General features: G+C 59.7%; 18 protein-coding genes and 1 pseudogene. 15 read left to right on the forward strand and 4 right to left on the reverse strand.

Annotation, left to right across the window (positions count from 1 at the left end; translation table 11 throughout):
• Window positions 1–96 (forward strand): annotated as a pseudogene (locus tag AC2EAL_RS21275) (IS5/IS1182 family transposase); the annotation flags it as partial.
• Window positions 97–196: 100 nt separating this feature from the next.
• On the opposite strand, the gene AC2EAL_RS21280 reads toward AC2EAL_RS21275, so the two are convergent.
• From AC2EAL_RS21280 to AC2EAL_RS21295, 4 genes are all read right to left on the reverse strand, one after another.
• Entirely contained in the window at window positions 197–757 is a 561-nt protein-coding gene (locus AC2EAL_RS21280; protein WP_484726246.1) for an RBBP9/YdeN family alpha/beta hydrolase, read from the reverse strand.
• Window positions 757–1,353, reverse strand: a complete 597-nt coding sequence (locus AC2EAL_RS21285; protein ID WP_484726247.1) for a hypothetical protein — start codon at window positions 1,351–1,353, stop codon at window positions 757–759. The genes AC2EAL_RS21280 and AC2EAL_RS21285 overlap by 1 nt, the downstream gene beginning before the upstream one ends.
• Before the next feature lie 227 nt (window positions 1,354–1,580).
• Entirely contained in the window at window positions 1,581–3,569 is a 1,989-nt protein-coding gene (locus tag AC2EAL_RS21290; protein WP_484726248.1) for a hypothetical protein, read from the reverse strand.
• Between the two features lie 143 nt (window positions 3,570–3,712).
• A complete protein-coding gene (locus AC2EAL_RS21295) occupies window positions 3,713–4,870 on the reverse strand; it encodes a tyrosine-type recombinase/integrase (RefSeq protein WP_484726249.1) in 1,158 nt (385 codons plus the stop codon).
• A gap of 676 nt (window positions 4,871–5,546) precedes the next feature.
• Here AC2EAL_RS21295 and AC2EAL_RS21300 point away from each other — a divergent pair.
• The 14 genes from AC2EAL_RS21300 (at window position 5,547) to AC2EAL_RS21365 (ending at window position 17,671) form a co-directional block, all read left to right on the forward strand.
• Entirely contained in the window at window positions 5,547–8,039 is a 2,493-nt protein-coding gene (locus AC2EAL_RS21300; protein WP_484726250.1) for an ATP-binding protein, read from the forward strand.
• A gap of 15 nt (window positions 8,040–8,054) precedes the next feature.
• Window positions 8,055–8,627 carry a Pvc16 family protein gene (locus AC2EAL_RS21305; RefSeq protein ID WP_484726251.1) on the forward strand — a complete coding sequence of 191 codons (573 nt, stop codon included), beginning with the start codon at window positions 8,055–8,057 and terminating at the stop codon, window positions 8,625–8,627.
• Between the two features lie 12 nt (window positions 8,628–8,639).
• Entirely contained in the window at window positions 8,640–9,374 is a 735-nt protein-coding gene (locus tag AC2EAL_RS21310; RefSeq protein ID WP_484726252.1) for a hypothetical protein, read from the forward strand.
• Window positions 9,375–9,471: 97 nt separating this feature from the next.
• Window positions 9,472–10,374 carry a hypothetical protein gene (locus AC2EAL_RS21315; RefSeq protein ID WP_484726253.1) on the forward strand — a complete coding sequence of 301 codons (903 nt, stop codon included), beginning with the start codon at window positions 9,472–9,474 and terminating at the stop codon, window positions 10,372–10,374.
• A 5-nt stretch (window positions 10,375–10,379) separates the two neighbouring features.
• The gene (locus AC2EAL_RS21320) at window positions 10,380–11,945 is read left to right on the forward strand and encodes a phage tail sheath family protein (protein WP_484726254.1); all 1,566 of its coding nucleotides are present in this window, start codon (window positions 10,380–10,382) and stop codon (window positions 11,943–11,945) included.
• A gap of 15 nt (window positions 11,946–11,960) precedes the next feature.
• On the forward strand, window positions 11,961–12,395 hold the full coding sequence (locus AC2EAL_RS21325) for a phage tail protein (protein WP_484726255.1): 435 nt from the start codon (window positions 11,961–11,963) through the stop codon (window positions 12,393–12,395).
• A 31-nt stretch (window positions 12,396–12,426) separates the two neighbouring features.
• Window positions 12,427–12,834 (forward strand): hypothetical protein, encoded by a 408-nt coding sequence (locus AC2EAL_RS21330; protein ID WP_484726256.1) that lies wholly within the window; start codon window positions 12,427–12,429, stop codon window positions 12,832–12,834.
• Entirely contained in the window at window positions 12,831–13,013 is a 183-nt protein-coding gene (locus AC2EAL_RS21335) for a DUF6760 family protein (RefSeq protein WP_484726257.1), read from the forward strand. The genes AC2EAL_RS21330 and AC2EAL_RS21335 overlap by 4 nt, the downstream gene beginning before the upstream one ends.
• 63 nt (window positions 13,014–13,076) lie before the next feature.
• On the forward strand, window positions 13,077–13,478 hold the full coding sequence (locus AC2EAL_RS21340) for a phage tail protein (RefSeq protein WP_484726258.1): 402 nt from the start codon (window positions 13,077–13,079) through the stop codon (window positions 13,476–13,478).
• Window positions 13,479–14,519: 1,041 nt separating this feature from the next.
• Complete coding sequence (locus tag AC2EAL_RS21345) at window positions 14,520–15,191, forward strand: CIS tube protein (RefSeq protein WP_484726259.1); 672 nt, start codon at window positions 14,520–14,522, stop codon at window positions 15,189–15,191.
• Window positions 15,169–16,272, forward strand: coding sequence for a phage late control D family protein (locus tag AC2EAL_RS21350; RefSeq protein ID WP_484726260.1), 1,104 nt, complete (start codon window positions 15,169–15,171; stop codon window positions 16,270–16,272). Before AC2EAL_RS21345 ends, AC2EAL_RS21350 begins: the two co-directional genes overlap by 23 nt.
• On the forward strand, window positions 16,269–16,907 hold the full coding sequence (locus AC2EAL_RS21355; protein WP_484726261.1) for a phage baseplate assembly protein V: 639 nt from the start codon (window positions 16,269–16,271) through the stop codon (window positions 16,905–16,907). Before AC2EAL_RS21350 ends, AC2EAL_RS21355 begins: the two co-directional genes overlap by 4 nt.
• Before the next feature lie 16 nt (window positions 16,908–16,923).
• Window positions 16,924–17,220, forward strand: coding sequence for a PAAR domain-containing protein (locus tag AC2EAL_RS21360; protein WP_484726262.1), 297 nt, complete (start codon window positions 16,924–16,926; stop codon window positions 17,218–17,220).
• 4 nt (window positions 17,221–17,224) lie between these two features.
• The gene (locus AC2EAL_RS21365; RefSeq protein ID WP_484726263.1) at window positions 17,225–17,671 is read left to right on the forward strand and encodes a GPW/gp25 family protein; all 447 of its coding nucleotides are present in this window, start codon (window positions 17,225–17,227) and stop codon (window positions 17,669–17,671) included.
• Window positions 17,672–17,679: the final 8 nt, after the last annotated feature.

The raw sequence follows: 17,679 nt of genomic DNA on the forward strand, positions 1-17,679 counted from the left end.
AAGGACTGGCGACGTGTTGCTACCCGATACGACAGGTGCCACAAGGTCTTCCTCTCCGCCGTCGCTCTCGCTGCAACTGTCATGTTCTGGCTATGAAGCAAGAACGAGTCCTGACCCTAGCCTGTTCGGAAGATAGCTGGATACAGTTAGGTTTCTGACATGGTCACACTGCCAACTCCCGGTTAGTACGCGGCTTCTAGATGGAATCGATCAGGGAAATCAGCGCAGGGAACTCGGTGTATGAGGAAGCTTCGTTGAAGTGACCCGCTCCTGGAACCAGGACTTCACTCGCCCCCACCTCTTTCGCAAAGGTTCGCAGAACTTCAATAGGGAGATACGGGTCATTGTCTGAAATGAACGAAGTGCTCTCAATATTCTCCCTAACCCAAGCAAGCGCAGATGCATCGGGAAACATGGGCCTATTGACAGCATCGAATGAGTGATTCCCAGATACGAAATCGGTGAATCCTGAGATGAAAACCGAATGACGCACTTTCAGTCTCCTCGCAGCCAAATACTTCGCTGCAAAGGAGCTTCCGGAGCTGTGACTTATCAGGATGCTCTCTTCGGTTAAAACACCGGACTGTACATAGGCGTCAAGAACTGCCGACCAGTTCTCAAACGTCTGACCTTCTGGGGTGGGGAACACTGGTACGATACAACTTGCGCCCCGGGACGTAACGTTCTTGTGAAGCCACGGCAACCAGTTTTCGAACGGATGACCAAACGACCCGTGAATGGCTAGCACACTGCGCATTAGTCGATCTCCATTTTCTTGCATAGATATACTGGAAAGTTGGGTGACCAGAAGTAGGGACCGGATCTTACATCAATTGACTCAAAGACGGCACTGGCCTCGGCCTCCCAGACTCGACGTTCGAGGACCTGAAAGACAATTTTCGCGCCGAGATGCCAGCCGAGTCTCCTGAACCTTGTTCGGACGGACTCATCGAGCACGGAACTGTCGACAAGTTGAGATATTCTGTCATACATATCAGAAAACACAAGCTCACCAGTGTCCGGATTGCGGCAGTCCATCGCCAACGAGTAGATTAGGTATGGAAAAGGGTCAATTGTCAGCTTCTGCGATGAATATCTTTCAGCGGCTATATCAAGAGTATCCCATGTGCCAGGTTCGCCCAGGAAGAAAGATTTGGTCATGAAGACACCATGGTTCGCGAGGCTTGCATAAATCCTGTTCAGAAATCGTGGAAGATCAATGTGCCAAATATTTCCCACAACAAGGTCACCCACAACTAGATCAAATGCACCGACCTCTCGTAGGTCTAGCCAATTCGCCTCAATAAATCTTTCGTCCCCATCCTTATAGCGTCTATCCTTGGACGCTGCCATCCAGTACTCAACGCTGTTGTCAGCTACAGTAACACTGCAATTCTCCTCATATGCAAAGTCTCTGTACTCTGCAGTAGAGCCTAATATAAGAACCCGCGGTCTCTGCGCCGAGCGCTGTCGTACTAGGTCCAATGCTTCAGCCGCCAGATCAAGATCAAATCGAGAAGGCCTGCACGGAGGCACGTAGTTCCGCCAATACCGAGCTAATCTCTTCGTCCACAATTGCGTCACCTTTGCACGACTTCAAGGCAGTATGAGGCGATCTGAGGGATCGTGCAATACTGCAGTGTCTCAATCTCATCAGTTTGGGACACCACAGTCATTGCTTCGGAAAGATACGCATACAGATCGTTCACAGTATGAACCGGAATGACAACATCAGCGAAGTACCGCTCTTGTAACCGCAGAAGGACTGACGCCAACATAACGGCTCCTAGGGTTGTGTTGGAGTGGTGCGCCGTGTCCATCGAGGGCGAATGATCAAGCCAGTCTCCTCGGTGGTGTAGGCAGGCAGCTACTGCCTTTCGCGCCGTTGCTACGTACTTGTGTTCAGTATCCGTCAGAAGGAGTGCTTCGAGGGAGAGGGCCGTTGCCTCCCAGTTTGAAACCCACCCTCCGGCTCCGCTTTTCCAGATACCATCAGAGCCTTGGCGAGACGCTAGCGACGCCAGCGCGAGGTCAATTAGCTTCTTGATTTGGGCCGCATCAGTTCGCTTCCCAATATCGACGAAACTTAGATTTACTAGAATGCGCGCCGTTATCCAAGGGGTTCGGTATGGTATCCAGCCACCGTGAATCTCCCATGACTCGGCTTGCGGTTCGAAGAAATAGTCGAGGGCCATCTCTTTGATTAGTTCGAAGAAGCGCCCTTGCTTCGTTCCCGATATCGCGAGGATTACTGCGTATAGATAGTTTCGGTGCATCACTTCGATGTCTGTGTTCCCAGCCCGCAATTTGGCTGACTTTCTGAAGTAAGAGTCACTCTCGTCTTCGGCCTCCATCGCGGCGAGAATACCTTTCTTCTCTTCATGTGTTACCAAGAATTTCTCACCTCTTAGCCGAATTTGATCACTTGGAAGAATGTCAAAGAATGACAGGAATTCTTGCTGCAATTTAGTCGCTTCCTTCGATTGGGACTGACCAAGAAGATGGGCAATTCGATCGACGAAGACCATTGAAGAGAAGGCGCGAAGCCACTCTGGATCGTCGAAGCCTTGCTTTGCGACAAGTCTCTTTATTTGCTCGAGTATTGGAGAAGTTCTGTATGGTTCCGAGTTGTCCTGAATTTCGCCAGCCTTTGTTCGAACAAGTGGATACGCATCATAGATCTCAAGGTCTTCGTTCGTTACGATTCTTATGTTGGGTTCAGTTCGATGCGTATGTCTTACTGATGGCAACTTGTTATGCAGGTTCAGCGTGACTGCAAGGAATGATCTATCCGTGAACGCAACTAAGTTTGCGTGATTCTCGTCAAGAAAGCCCTCCCTTGCCAGGTCTGCGCCGTAAAGTTTTCGGTCTAGCCATCCGAAAACGCCACTCCGACCATCGGACATGGTATCAACGCGACTGTTGCAGTACAGGGCGTAAAGCCCATTTTTTGCCTCATCGATTATTGTGTTTAGGGTAGCGTAGTAGCGCCCGGAGTCGGATTGCATTGCCGTTACGCACAGGATGTCAGGATTGACGTTAGTTACCATTTGTCTTAGTTCTGGCTCTAGAAAATCTGCGCATATCAAGTTTGCCAGCGTGCCGACAGGTGTGTTCTTGAAGATCGTCAGTTCCATACCAGGGATCACGTTGTTCGCCGTGACCACAGCGGATTTTTCCTTCGGCGAAAGGATTATTTTGTCCTGCGCGTGTTCAATTCCGTTCAGCAGGAGTATGCCCCGATTTAACCTGCCAGAGTTTGTCTTGCGGTAGTGCGTTCCCGCGAGGGTCAATACATTCGGATTGTTCTTGGACCACATTTTAAGGTCGTCTATACTCTCTTCATGCACGCACAGTTCCGGGAAGAGAACAAGGTTTGCATTTACCTCTTCAGCTTTATAGAGTGCCCGCCTTAGGAAAGCGTCGCTCTGGGGCTTGGAGACTCCTTCAAAAGTGTTGGCCTTGCTATAGAAATCGGATTTTTCAAAGTTGGGCTGGCAGATGAGGACTGTTGCAGTGGGAACGGGCGTGCACTGGAGATCCACGATGTTCAGCTTTATGTTTTCCACCTGTCGTCCCCTCTTTGGTTCATCTGGCGCTCATGCGGGTCTTTGGTTAGAAGAAACCATTTGTTACTTAGTTGGCAAGAAGCATTTGGCGCTTCAACTTCGAGATCGTTTGATGGGCATTCCTAAGATTTTGAAAACGCGTGTTAATCAATTGCAGGTTGCGCCAGGAGGAATGTGCCCCAATGGGTCATGAGTTTCTTCCTCCGCTCAAGTCTGTCAGATCTCTGGTAGGCGCGTACAACTCCTGTTTCAACTATGTGTCCCAGTGCGGCTTCAGCGACTTCAAATGGCGTTTCAGTTTGTTCTTCGACCCAGGTCCTAAATGTGGCGCGGAATCCATGTGGGCGGTAGACTAGGCCTTGGCGCTCCATCAGCCGGGACATGACTGCATCGGACAGCACTTTTCCAGTGGGGGAGGGAAAGAGCAGTACTTGTCCATCATTTCCTTTTGCCAGTTTGATCACTGACAGTGCTTCTTGACTGAGAGTGATTTTGTGTTCGCGTCCGGTCTTGGTGATTTCGGGGGGGAGGGTCAGGACTTCTCGCTCAATATAGCTGTGGCGAGCATACCGGACCTCACTAGTTCGTGCTGCCGTCAGCATAAGGAAGCGGAGTGGAAGGGCAGCTGCTGAAGTCTGTTCGCATAGCCAGCGGTAGAAGGCCGGTGCGTCCTTGTAGGGCATCGAAGGGATGTGTTCGGCCACGTGGCGCTGTTTGCCGAGTAGAGCCCGAACTTTCATCGTCGCCTGAAGGTCTACCTCAATGCCAAGTGCTGCTGCATGCTTTAGGGTCAAACTGAGGCGGTTGAGTGCTTTTCGGGCAGTGTCGGCCTTCAAGTGCCATATAGGTTCCAGAGCTTTTTTCAGGATATGTTGATCCAGGTCTTCGACAGCCGTATTCCCGAGCACCGGCAGGACGTGGACGGAGAGCGGGGACATCCAACGACCCGCCTCGCCTTCACCCTTAAGTTCCGCCTTTCGTGCTTCGAAACACGAGTTCACAGCATCTTGCACCGTAAGGCGTACGATCTTCTTTCGGCCTTCGGCTCGCTGAGCGATGGGATCAATGCCCGTTCGGAGCTTCCGACGCGCTTCTGCGGCAAGTTCACGTGCCTCTGCTATGGATACGTCAGGCCATCGCCCTAGACCCATCTCGCGGCGCTTTCCCTGGACGACAACCCGAAGCACCCACTTTCCCCGCGTGCGCTCGCTCTTCACTAGCCAAAGTCCTTGGCCGTCAGCATACTTGCCTTCGACTAGGTTCTTAGCTTTCAGTGGATTAAGGCTGTTCAAGAGAACCATCAAATCCTCCCGCAGTCCACCTTTTCTAGTCCACCTTTCAGTCCACCTCAAGTGCTGTGATTGTATGTTCATCGATGTTCGGCGAGGTGTAGCCTGTTGTAGCGGGCGAGAATCTAAACGATTGAAAATGAAGAGCTATGTGTTTGAATGTTCAACCAAACCCATTCCGGCTCTGGGCACCACTTAAATCCCTGACAGCGCACAAGAGAATTCGGAACCGCAGGCCGTGTCATCGTCCGGTTTGACACGTTTTCCTGCCGGTTTGACAACTCTTGCTGAACGAACGGCCTTGGCTTCGGGTCCTTCGGGGTGGGTAGGGTCTGCAAGCTCTTCCCGGCCAGGACAGCATCACGCGAAAATCAGAGAAGCATCGACCGGGTTCCCGCCGTGCCGCGACGAGCGGACGGCGACGTCCTGGTCAGGCCGAAACAGATGCCAGGGCAAGCTTCGACGGCCATTCGGATCAGGGATGGCTTAGGCCGAAAGATCGAGCCGGATCGGCCATTCGGCCGGGTCCGACTAGGCCTTAACTGGGCCTTTCGATCCTGGCCGGATCGGCCCGCCGAGCCTGATAGCCGGACTTCGGGCGCGACAGCATGATCGGCGGGTGAACCGAACTCTGGGATGCCTCGTCGTGCCTCCGATCCGTGTCCTCATTGCCCAGGAAGTGACGGACATGGTGGCCGAGCTGTTGGTCAATTCCCTGCGCGAAACGGCGGATTTCGTGTTGGTGCGTGACACACCAGTCGATCTTGAGGCGGCCCATGTGATCCTGTCTGAGCCCGGCGAGCAGGTCGATGCGCTGGTCGCCGTGGTCACCAGTGTCCAGAGCGTCGATCAGCGGATGAGCCGGTTTAGCGCCGACCTCGTCGTGGCACAGATCGTGATCGGATCCGACCTTACCCGCTACAGTGCGCGCAATCTGGGTCTGGATCCGTTCATCGCCAATTTGCGGTCGTTCGTCGGACGGGGCCAGACCGAGTTGGGCGAGAGCATGGACTGGTCCCTGGTGCCAGAGCGGCAAGAGATCGGGGCAGAGTTGCGTCTTGTCCGGACCCAAGCGGTCGGACATGCGCTGTTGCGTCCTGCCATGGACTACGTCGATTCCCTGCTCTTGGCATACCATCGTGCAAGCCCCGGGTCCGAAACGGATGTGCCGGGTTTTGCGCGCAGCCCGTCGTCGTTCCAGAGCCTGCTGACGAACCAACCAGACTCTGGGGCCGGGGACTTGGCGGCAGTGGCGGCCGAGCTTTTCGAGCGGCTGTCCTTGGAAGAAATGCGGAGCGAGCCGCTCGCGATCCTTTATCAGGATCTGGCACTGAGCGATCTCGAAATGAAGATCTTTCTGCTTTGTCTCGCTCCCGAGCTCGATGCCAAGTATTTGCCCGCCTACGGTATTCTTAACGACGATATGACGCGGTCATTTCCGACGGTCGGCTTGACCTGCGCCCTGCTGGGCGAGCGCATCGAGTCGCGGCGGCTGCTAGCCATTTCTGCGGTGGCGGGCTGGCGCCTTGTTGCGGGGCAAGGCGGCGGCGCTCATGCAGACGATATCCTGCGACCGGATCCGGCGGTGCTTGGCTGGGTGCTTGGCGACGGATCCGCGCTGACCTCGGACCCAGCCGTCGCAAACCTGTTGGTCGATGAAGTGTGGCCGGGCGCCAGCCTTCTTGAGCGGACAGGACTTCGAGCCGCTGGTGGAACCCTGGACTCTGTCCTTTCCGACCACTCGCGCGAAATCCGTACTTTCCTGCTTCGGGGCGCGTCCCCGGACCTCTGGCGTGCGGATGCGGAACTGGCCGCGAGCCGGGCTGGCCTGTCGCTGCTCCGGCTGTCCGGCGAGACGCTTGCAGCACTTGGCAAGGCCGAGCGGCAGGACGCAATCATGCGGATCTGGCGGGCTGCACTGCTTCTGGACCTTGTCCCGGCCCTTGATCTCACCGGACAGCCGGTCACCTCGGCGGTTCGCGATGCTGTCGACGCGCTTGCGTCGTTTCCCAATCGATCGGTTCGTCCGCTGCTGATCATCGTCGAGAAAGACGATCAACTTGCTGCCGATCTAGATGGCATTCCCCTTACCCTGCCTGCGCCGGCAGAGCTTTCAACGGATGAGACGACCCGCCTCTTGGCTTTGGCTTGCGCTCAGGCCGGACTTTCTGTCGCGACAGGCGACTGCGCCCGGCTGGCAGCCAGCCATCACCTGACGCTAGGCATCATCGACCGAGCGGTGCGACTTGCTGCCACAAACTCCACGGGGGAGGATACCGATCCAGCCGCGCGACTGCTCGAAGCCGTGCGCACGCTGTCGTCCACGGATTTGCCGCGCTTTGCATCGCGCGTGCCGCCGATCTTCCGGCTGTCGGATTTGGTCTTGCCCGCGGACGGTCTTGCCCAGCTGAGCGAGATCGCAGGACATGTCATCGGGGCGCAACGCGTGCTGACGGACTGGGGTTTCGGCAAGAAACTCCCCTACGGACGGGGGATTGCTGCGCTCTTCTGCGGTCCGTCCGGCACCGGCAAGACAATGGCGGCACAAGCCATAGCGCAGGAACTGGGGTGTGAGACCTTCATGGTCGACCTGAGCCGTGTCGTCAGCAAGTACATCGGCGAATCCGAGAAGAACCTCGATGCGGTCTTCCGTGATGCCGAACGGGCGAGGGCGGTGCTGGTCTTCGATGAGGCGGATGCGATCTTCGGGAAGCGCAGCGAGATCAAGGATGCGCATGACCGCTACGCGAATATCGAGGTGGCGTACCTCCTCCAGCGTATCGAGAGCTATTCGGGCGTCGTCATCCTGACGACGAACTTCCGGCAAAACGTCGATCCGGCTTTCCATCGCCGACTGCGTTTTGTCGTTGATTTTCCGCGGCCGGATGCTGCGGCGCGCGCTCTCATCTGGCGGCATTGCCTGCCCGAGACCGCACCCCTGGGCAAGGATGTGGACCTAGATCTGCTGGCGCAGGGCATCGACGTGACAGGCGGGAACATTCGCCAGATCACGCTGAGGGCAGCCTTTGCCGCGGCAAGTGCGGGGTCATCGACCATCGAGATGGCGCATCTTGTCGCCGCGACCCGCGCAGAGCTGCAGAAGCTTGGCCAGGGCACCGTCATTCGCGATCTGGACCGGTTCGAAGCAGCGCGGCGGGCAACCGCGACCCGGGCGGCTTAGGGCGGGGGTGGGCAGATGCAAAGCGATGGTTTCATGCGCGTGTCCGAGGCCATAAGACGCAGGCTTGTCGCGGCCCTGCCCGCTGGTGAAGCCGTGCATGTGGGGCCACTCGATGATACGAACGCGGCCACGGCGACGCTGGTGCTGTTCCTTTACAGGATTTCGGTGAACCCGGACCTGCGCAACTCCGGCCATCTGGTGCCGGCGGTCGGACCGGGGGCGGTCGAAATCTTCCATCGGGCGGCGATCCCCTTCGACTTGCACTACGTCCTAAGCGCCAGTCCATCGCGGGCGGGAGACGACCTTGAGGGCCTGGCCCGGCTTGGGACCGCAATACGCGCTCTCTTTGATGTACCGGAACTTACCGGCGCTGCCGTGCAAGGCGAGACGGTGCGTCTGTCGCTTGAGACGGTTGCCACGGATGAGTTGGGTCGGGTTTGGTCGCTGTTCCCGACGGTGAATTATCGCACCTCGGTGATGATCCTTGCCACTCCGGTCTGGATTGATCCCGAGGTGGTCCTTCCGGATGCGCCTCCGGTGGTCGAGCAGGACATGCGGATGTTTCACCACTCCTCTGGCGTGAATTGAGAGGGGGGGCGAATGACAGATAGCGGGTTCACCCGGAAAGTGGCCTTCGCAGTCCGGCTTGCTGACCCGATCAGTGGCGAGACGCTTTCGGCCGGTGTGCGTCCCGTTCCGAAAGGTGCTGACGGCAAGCCCTTCGCAGCGCGGCCGATCCTCAATGCGTCCGGGATCTTTGTCTGGACCGAAGGGCGGGGTGTGGCATGGCCAAGGCAGGTCAAGGTCGAAAGCGCCGTCGGGCGATGGGTCGGTTTCGAGCAAGAAGTTCCGCCACCCGTCCCTGACCCGAAACCGCGGGACCGGCTGATTACGCTGGCGTTGCGACCTTCGGCAGCTTTCGTGCCCGAGACGGGCGTAACGGCGCTGCGCGGGCGGCTTTTCGACCGGCCGGGCGAGGACGGGACCGCGATCGCCGGGGCCTTGGTCCGATTGGTGGCGGGGTCCGGCGGTGCCCTACCGCCTGTCACCCCAGCCGCAAACATGGTTCCTGCGGCTGGTGCCGCACTGACTGCGAAGGACGGTGCCTTCGTTGTCTTCGCGCGATCCCCTTCCCCAGCCTTTGCCGCGACCGCTGACGACCGGGTGCGCCTGCGGCTCTTGGTGACGGTCGTTTCACCCCCGGGCGCGCCGATGACGCGCGGCACAGCGCCCGGTTTCGAATTCCTGCCCGGCCAGCCTGGTGCCGCCGTACCGGACGGGCGGTTCCTGCCGCATGACTACACCCTGTTCTGGTCAGACCTCACGCCGGCCTGATCCAATTCGAGAAAGGATTGCAACCATGGCAACGACCAATACGCCCGATCCTGGTGGTCCTTCTGATCCGCCTGGGTCATGCCCGTCTCTGGAGGAAATGCAAAAGCAGCTCGGCGAGGAAATCGCGGCCTTCGAAGCCCGGAAGCTGGCGCAGCTAAAGCGAGACATCGATGCCTTTGTGCCCAAGAAGGCCGCGGTAGAGACGGAGTACAAGGGCAAGTACGCATCCATGAACGACCGCTGGGTCCAGCAGAACGCGCAGGTCGCCGATCTGTGGACGGCGATCAAGTGCCACATCAAGAACTGGGACGAGATTGCCCGTGAGTGCATCTGCACCCGGCTGGCCGAGATCGACAAGCTTGAAGAAGAAATCCACACCACCTGCAAGAAAGGTCCGAACGAGCTGGCGCGGGATATGGCGAAGGCCGCCGCCGGTGCCGCGAAGGCAAAGCTCGACGCGCTTATCGCGAACACCCAGCGCCTTGATGCAGCGCTGACCGGCAACGCCAAACTGATTGCCGAGCTGCAGGTGGCCCTGAACGGCAAGGAGCGCTCGGTCGCGATCTGGGGGTTCTTCTTCGTGCTTGCGCCGCTGCATGTGCAGATGACGCCCGAAACCGCGTCCGAAGACTGCAGAAGCGTCCTGAAGGGATTGCCAACGCCGGATGAGATTTGCGGTTGCGCTTCCACCAGTTCGACAACAGCGCCAGATGGCGGGCACGCGGGCGCGGATGCGGCCCATGCCTATCCGTGGCTGATTGATCCCGATCATTTCGGGGCGGCGATCGACTGCGCCTGGAGCGAGCTGCGATCCGCCAACGACAAGCTGGGCAAGGCGGAGAACGACTTCGCCGAAGCGCCGGACGACCTAGCCTCGAAGACCAAGGAGCTTGCCGACCTGCGCAAGACGCTGGAGGGGCGGATCAAGGACTGCCTCAAGACCCACGGGCCTGCAAACCCCTGCGAGCCCGCCCCTGAAACCCTGACTGCGGAGGCTTGACAGAAATGGCCGAATATCTGCGACCTGGTGTCTTCATCGAGGAAATCGAACGCGGCCCGCGTCCGGTTGAGGGCGTGCCGACCAGCACGGCGGCGTTCATGGGCGAAACCGAACGCGGCCCGATCCGGCCACGCCTGGTCACCAGCTATGGCGACTACCAGCGCTGGTTCGGTGGCGTGTTCAATCCCGAACGCTTCATGCCCTACGCCGCCGCCGGCTTCTTCGAGAACGGCGGCAGGCGGCTTTACGTCAGCCGGATCGTGTCAAACGATGCCGAGGCTGCGTCCGCCGAGTTCGGTGATTTTGACGTGACGGCGGCGGGCGCCGGAAGCTGGGGCAACCGTGTCTGGGTCAGGATCGAGGCCAGCACGACCAGGGCAGTGCCGCCGAATTCCCCAGACGGCACCGCTCCGGTTCCGGTGGGTTTCCGGATGTTGGTTGCCTACTGGGCCACCACGCCGCCGGGCTTCCAGGCCTTTGATCCGGTGAGGAATCCCAGACGGCTTCCGCGGCCGGCCGTGGTCGAGGATTTTGACGATCTCGTGCTTCAGGAGGCCTCGCCCGACTTCTACGAGAAACGGGTGAACGGCAATTCTGCCCTTGTCCAGATCATGCGTCGAGCGGGCTTGGACTCGTTGCCGGCTCTGGACACCGATCTGCTGTTGGAGGATGGCTCGGACGGTGCGGACCTTGGTGTCGATGATTTCAGAGGTCTGCCCCTGGACAATCGCACCGAGCTTCAGGGGCTGGCGGCCCTCGAAACCGATCCCTACCGGGACGTAGCCCTGGTCTATGCGCCTTTCCACTCCGGACTGGAACCACTTCTCGGGCAGGCCGTCATCGCGCATTGCGAGAACATGCGGTTCCGCTTTGCCGTGGTCGACACCGCGAAATCGCAGTCGGAGGTCACTTCCGTCGACCCAAGGACGACGATCACGGACAGCTCCTATGCTGCGACCTATTATCCCTGGATCAAGATATCCGATCCTCAGACCGGCGTTCTGCGCCTGGTGCCGCCTGGCGGTCACGCGCTTGGTGTCTATGCCCGTACGGATGTCGAGCGCGGCGTGTTCAAGGCCCCGGCGAACGAGATCGCGCGGGGCGTGGTCGATCTTGAATTCGACATCACCGACGGCCAGCAAGAACTGCTGAACCCGAGGGGCGTAAACGTCATCCGCCGCTTCCCGGGGCGTGGCATCCGAATCTGGGGTGCGCGCACCCTGTCGTCGAACGGGCTGTGGAAGTACGTCTCGGTACGGCGGCTGTTCATCTTCCTGGAACGTTCGATCTACGAAAACACCCAGTGGGTGGTGTTCGAGCCGAATGACGACCGGCTCTGGGCGCGGGTAAAGGACACGTTGCGGCTGTTCCTGCGGACACAGTGGCGCAACGGGGCGCTGTTCGGTCGGACTGAAGAAGAGGCGTTCTTTATCACCTGCGACCGCACGACGATGACGCAGGACGACATCCTGAACGGGCGGCTGATCTGCGAAATCGGCATCGCTCCAGTTCGCCCGGCGGAATTCGTCGTGTTCCGGGTCTTCCAGCACACCGCAGAAGCCCAGCGATAAGGGGGGAAAGCTCAAATGGCACGCACAGATCCATTCCGCAACTTCCGTTACCGGCTTGAAATCGATGGGATCAAGCAAGCGGCCTTCAGCGAGGTCGCGGTGGGGGAGACGGCCGTCGATGTCATCGACTATCGCGACGGCACCGATCCGACCTATGCCCGCAAGCTGAGCGGTCTTACGAAGTTCGGCGTCGTGACCTTGAAATGGGGCACGACGGATTCGACCGAGCTGGAGACCTGGCACGACCAGATCGTGGCCGGCCAGATCGCCAGCAATCGCAAGCAGATCGCGATCATCGTGATGAACGAGGCCGGGGACGACAAGGCGCGCTTCCTGGTCAGCGAGGCATGGCCGTCGAAGTACCAGCTCTCGGGCCTGAACGCGAAGGGGAACGAGGTGCTGATCGAAAGCATCGAACTGGTCAACGAGGGCATCGAGCGCGTCCAGTGACGGGCGCGCCAAGCAAGGAAAGGGAAAGATCATGGCCAACAGATCAGCCATGCCGTTCCAGACCGAGGTGGACTTTACCCTGCCGAAGGGGTTCATCGACGAGTTCGGGACGTTGCATCGGAATGGCGTGATGCGCCTGGCGACGGCTGCCGACGAAATCCTGCCCCTGCGCGATCCGCGCGTGCAGCAGAACGAGGCCTATCTTGCGGTGATCGTGCTGGCACGAGTGGTGACGCGACTGGGCGATTTGCCCGTGGTCGATACGCGCGTCATCGAGGGGCTCTTTGCCTCGGACATGGTCTTTCTCCAGCGCCTTTACGAAGAGCTGAACCGGGGTGAAGGCGAAGGCGCGAGCGTGCCGATGATCCATGCCACAAACGGAATGTCCAAGGACGCGGCGCCGCTTGCGAAAGGGTTCCGTGTCCTGGGGGAAGCTTGAAGGCCTATCCAGAGCAGCAGCTGCGCGAGGAGATGGCCTTCATCGCCTACCACTTTCACTGGGGCATGTCCGAGCTTGTCACGCTGGAACATGCCGAACGGCGGGCCTGGTGCCGGTCGATTTCCGGGATCAACCGTGCTCTCGACGGAGCCCCGCCTAACCCGTTCGAGGACATCTAGTCGCTTCGGTGCGGCAACAAGACGAGGGAAGGAACGGCAACTGCCATGCGGCAAGACCCTTACATGAGCTTCCGCTTCAGGGTCGAATTCGACCATGTCCAGCATGGCGGGTTCAACCGGGTCAAGGGGCTTGCACGCGAGGTCAAGGCCGAGGCCTACCGCGAGGGCGGACAGAACGAATTCGAACACCGTCTCGCCTCGCATGTCACCTACGGCAACATCGTGCTCGAACGGGGTCTGGCCGATCCGTACCTCTGGGACTGGAGCTATGCGGTGACTGAAGGGCGGATCACCAGGCGAGACATGACGATCAGTCTTGTCGATGCGCAGGGTGCGCCGCTGTGGCGCTGGCTGATCGATGCGGCGTTTCCAGTGAAGTGGTCGGGGTCCGAGCTCGATGCGACCGGTGCGCATGTTTTCGTGGAAAGCGTCGAACTGGCGCACCATGGCTTTCGGAAAGGATAGGGCGATGATCTCGCGCCATCCCTTCGCAGCTCATGTCGCCACAGGCGCCGTCCGGCTTGCACGGCGTGGTGGCGTGAAGGCCGTCGGTGATCGCCCCCGTGTACGCAGTGTGGGCCTGGTCTGGCGGCGGTCCAGGTCGCAGGCCTTGCCCCTGCGGTGGCCGACCCAGATCAGGTCTGTCACTTCCCTTGAGACCCGGCAGGTCGTTGTCCAGCGTCAGACCGACACGCACTGGACGACCATGATCGGGCTTCCGGGCCCATCGGGTACGCCAGGGGTAGACGGCAAGCCAGCACCCCGCGCGTCGCAAGATGGCCTGTGGTCAGCCGGGACACGGATGATCTGGTCGACCACCACCCGGCGCATCCTCGTTGCCAAACTGCAGGGTGCCCTACCAGGGCAATCGGCTGTGCCGGTTGTCCCGGATGCGCCACGCGCCCTACCGGCGTCGCCTTTACGGAGCGGGTCGGAACGCCCGCCGCAGAACCTGGAATGGCGGACTGGTCGCCTGGCCGTCAGAGCAGCGCCTGCGGGCATCGTTTCGGCACCAGCGCTGATCAAGCCCGTAGCTCCGTCCCTTCTTACCTTCCGGACCTCTGTGCACGCGCCCAAGGCTGCCGCCCTTTCCGGACACCGTCCGGACGTCACCTGGCGCCGAGAGGATCACCCCTCGCACGCAGCCGGGGTCCCACGGCAGGTCACGACGTCGACAGGTCCAATCAAGGCTACGCCCGCGACGGTGCTGGAGTGGCGCAAAGCCCAAACCCGATCGAATGGGATAACAGACAGGATCGCCGACCCTTTCGTCAGCCGGGACCATCAGCGCGGGGAGGCCCTCGCAACAGAAGCGGTCAGCCGTCCGGCCACGCGTCAAGACGCTGCGCCTGAAGCAAGGCGCCGCTCTGTGCCCGATCCGGATCGACCGACGGCCATACCAAGGTTCGACGCCTCCGACCTGGCGCAGCTGGCTGACGAGGTCATCCGACGCATCGACAAGCGCGAGCGCATCGCACGCGAACGTGCAGGGAGGTAGGTGGCGCCATGGCATTGGAAAAGGCGGTCATAGATGTGCTGGACGGGACGTCCGTGGTCGATCAGATCCGCGTCCTGTTCAATCCGACCGACTATTCGATCGAGAGGTCGAACGTCTACAAGTCGACCTCGATCCCGGGGCTGAGCGGTCCGATCCTCCAGTTCATCAACGGCGAAGCCGACTTGCTGAGCATGGAACTGTTCCTGGACGACTACACCGACAGGCCAACGGCGGGGACGAAGGGCACAAACGGCAGGCTCGACGAGTTGTCGCGTCTTCTGGAGATCCGGTCGAGCATCCATGCCCCGCCGGTCGTGCGCTTTGTCTGGGGCAGGCTAAGCTTCAAGGCGATCATCGAGAAGATGTCGCGCAAGATGACGCTGTTTCATCCAAACGGCATACCAGCGCGCGCATCGGTGAACATCACCTTCAAGGAATACCGGACACTGGACGAGCTTCTGATCGAACCTCGGCTCGAGTCCCCTGACAAAAGCAAGCGCCGCGTCCTCGTTGGGCTTGATACGCTGTGGATGATGGCCTGGCGCGAGTATCAGGACCCAGCCAAGTGGCGTGTCATTGCCGAAGCCAACGACCTTGATGACTTGCGCGCCCTGAGGCCAGGCGACTGGCTCATCGTCCCCCCATTGGAGAGCGATCGTGGATCTGTCGGATTTCGCTAGAGACAATGCGGCGTTCTATGTGCCGGATTTCGACGTGAAGGTCGGGGCCATGTCGCTTTTGCGCGACGTCAGGATCGCAGTGACACAGGCCGAGGTCGATCTGGTGCTGAACGGCCCGGGTCGGTTTTCCTTTACGGTCGCCGGGACCTACGACATCACCCGAAAGAAGTTCCTTACGCCGAATGGCCTGCCCCTTCTGGACCTCCTGAGCTTCGGTGCGCCGGTCGAAGTTTTCATGGGCTATGTCGGACCGAAGGGTCTGACAAAGATGATCAGCGGACTGGTCACCGAAATCGCCACCGGATTCTCCGAGGGCGGCTCACCCGAACTTACCGTATCGGGGTATGACCATCTCTATCCGCTGACGCTTGGGGCCAACTCGGATGCCTGGAAAGATGCCAGCGACAGCGATGTCGTGCGGAAGATCGCCGCCCTGTCCAATCTGACGGCCGACATCGACCAGTCCGCACCGAAGCACAAGCAGATCGAGCAGAACCAGCAGACCGATGTCGACTTCCTCAGGACCTTGGCCAAGCGGAACCATTTCGAATTCTACATAGCACGCGATCGCGTCCTGAGGTTTGGCAAGCCGAATGACCGTGGAACTGGAGTGGCAAAGCTGACTTGGGGGCGCAGCCTTCTGAGTTTCCGTCCAGAGGCAAACCTTGCCGGGCAGATCGCTGCGGTAGAGATCCGGCACCGCGATCCTGCAACCAAGAAAGAGATCGTCGGTCGCGCCACATCCGCACAAGCCTCTGGCATTGATCCTGGTCGCAGAAGCGCGGGCGAAATCCTGGCAGAGGCGACCGGCCGACAGGTCACGCTGCGTCTGCGCCAGCCGGTGTTTTCCGAAGCCGAGGCGCGCAAGCGGGCTGAAGCCATCCTGACCGAGAACTCTAAGAAATTCCTGACTGGCGAGGCAGAGACCATCGGCATTCCGGACCTTTGCCCGGACAAGAACGTAGAGATCGACGGCGTCGGAGAGCCCTTCTCCAAAACCTACTTCATCGAACAGACGACCCACAAGGTCGACGCCTCCGGCTACCGGACGCGGCTTAAGGTAAAGGAGCCCTCGCAATGAACTCGATGACCGGTGTTCCGACGGAAGTGACGGTCGAGGCAGGCGGGCATGCCAAGGGCGTGGCCGTCGCCATCGTGACGGAAAACAAGGACTCAAGCGGACAGGGGCGCGTCAAGGTGCGGTTTCCTTGGCACGATCAGCCGACGAACAGTCACTGGGCCCGGATCGCGATGCCCATGGCCGGGGCGTCACGCGGGGTCTACTTCCTGCCCGAAGTCGATGACGAGGTACTTGTTGCTTTCGAGCGGGGGGATGTCCGCTTTCCCTACATCGTCGGGTCGCTGTGGAACGGGGTCGACAAGGCCCCGGCCAGCAACAGTGACGGCAAGAACGATCTGCGCCTGATCAAAAGCCGCAAGGGGCACCAGTTGACTTTCGATGATGGCGCAAAGGGTCGGATTCGCCTGGAGCTGTCCGATGGCAAGCACATCGAATTCAACGACGATGGTCTTCGGCTGGACGACGGAAAGGGCAACTCGATCGCCTTTCAGTCCAATTCTGGGGCGGTGGAAATCAAGGCGGCAACCAGCCTGACGATCAAGGCACCGCGTATCACGATCGATGCAACGGGCACGATGGCGATCAAGGCAGGCGGAACCCTGACGCTGAACGGCACACTCGTGTCGATCAACTGAAGACGGGAGGCGGAACATGGGAATGGCAGCGGCACGGCTTGGCGACCAGACCTCGCACGGGACACCGCTTGGACCGGGACCGGGTTGCGCCACCGTGCTGATCGCGGGGCAGCCTGCCTGGAGGGCGATGTCGGACTTCCATGCCTGTCCACTGTTCAACGGCATCCCGCCACATGTCGGCGGAACGGTCTTGATGGGCAGCGCCACGGTCATGATCGGTGGCCTGCCTGCGGCGCGGATGGGCGACACCATCGTCGAGGCCGGGGGACCGAACGCCATTCTGGCCGGCGCACCGACGGTTCTGGTGGGGTAGGGGAATGGACCAGGACAGGGGCCACGAAGAACGCAAGGAATGGCTGGGCCGGGGATGGGCCTTTCCCGTTGCCTTGGATCCAAGGACGGGCGGGATCGCGCTAGTCGAGTATGAGACGGACGTGCGCCAGGCAATCCGCATCATCCTCGAGACCCAGCGGGGGGAACGTGTGATGCGTCCGGAGTTCGGCTGCGGCATCCACGACCTGGTCTTTGACGTGATCGACATGTCGATGCTGACCCGGATCGAGACCGAGGTTCGCGAGGCTCTGCTGCGGTTTGAGGCGCGGATTGAAGTTCTGGATGTTCGCGCCGACTCGGCACATGCGGCCGAGGGCACTTTGCTGGTCGAGATCGAGTATCGAGTCCGGCGGACCAATCAGACCGGCAACTTCGTCTTCCCATTCTATTTCCGCGAAGGCGGGTCAATGGCGGAGGTGTTCCGCGGATGACCGGCCAA

The organism is Tabrizicola sp. T74 (assembly GCF_057219935.1).

What these genes read in the sequence shown, in the direction of transcription:
- AC2EAL_RS21320 (WP_484726254.1), top strand. Translation starts at nt 10,380, where the DNA reads ATGGCCGAATATCTGCGACCTGGTGTCTTCATCGAGGAAATCGAACGC.
- AC2EAL_RS21300 (WP_484726250.1), top strand. Translation starts at nt 5,547, where the DNA reads ATGGTGGCCGAGCTGTTGGTCAATTCCCTGCGCGAAACGGCGGATTTC.
- AC2EAL_RS21340 (WP_484726258.1), top strand. Translation starts at nt 13,077, where the DNA reads ATGAGCTTCCGCTTCAGGGTCGAATTCGACCATGTCCAGCATGGCGGG.
- AC2EAL_RS21330 (WP_484726256.1), top strand. Translation starts at nt 12,427, where the DNA reads ATGGCCAACAGATCAGCCATGCCGTTCCAGACCGAGGTGGACTTTACC.
- AC2EAL_RS21315 (WP_484726253.1), top strand. Translation starts at nt 9,472, where the DNA reads ATGCAAAAGCAGCTCGGCGAGGAAATCGCGGCCTTCGAAGCCCGGAAG.
- AC2EAL_RS21305 (WP_484726251.1), top strand. Translation starts at nt 8,055, where the DNA reads ATGCAAAGCGATGGTTTCATGCGCGTGTCCGAGGCCATAAGACGCAGG.
- AC2EAL_RS21280 (WP_484726246.1), bottom strand. Translation starts at nt 757, where the DNA reads ATGCGCAGTGTGCTAGCCATTCACGGGTCGTTTGGTCATCCGTTCGAA.
- AC2EAL_RS21355 (WP_484726261.1), top strand. Translation starts at nt 16,269, where the DNA reads ATGAACTCGATGACCGGTGTTCCGACGGAAGTGACGGTCGAGGCAGGC.
- AC2EAL_RS21285 (WP_484726247.1), bottom strand. Translation starts at nt 1,353, where the DNA reads ATGGCAGCGTCCAAGGATAGACGCTATAAGGATGGGGACGAAAGATTT.
- AC2EAL_RS21365 (WP_484726263.1), top strand. Translation starts at nt 17,225, where the DNA reads ATGGACCAGGACAGGGGCCACGAAGAACGCAAGGAATGGCTGGGCCGG.
- AC2EAL_RS21295 (WP_484726249.1), bottom strand. Translation starts at nt 4,870, where the DNA reads ATGGTTCTCTTGAACAGCCTTAATCCACTGAAAGCTAAGAACCTAGTC.
- AC2EAL_RS21345 (WP_484726259.1), top strand. Translation starts at nt 14,520, where the DNA reads ATGGCATTGGAAAAGGCGGTCATAGATGTGCTGGACGGGACGTCCGTG.
- AC2EAL_RS21325 (WP_484726255.1), top strand. Translation starts at nt 11,961, where the DNA reads ATGGCACGCACAGATCCATTCCGCAACTTCCGTTACCGGCTTGAAATC.
- AC2EAL_RS21360 (WP_484726262.1), top strand. Translation starts at nt 16,924, where the DNA reads ATGGGAATGGCAGCGGCACGGCTTGGCGACCAGACCTCGCACGGGACA.
- AC2EAL_RS21310 (WP_484726252.1), top strand. Translation starts at nt 8,640, where the DNA reads ATGACAGATAGCGGGTTCACCCGGAAAGTGGCCTTCGCAGTCCGGCTT.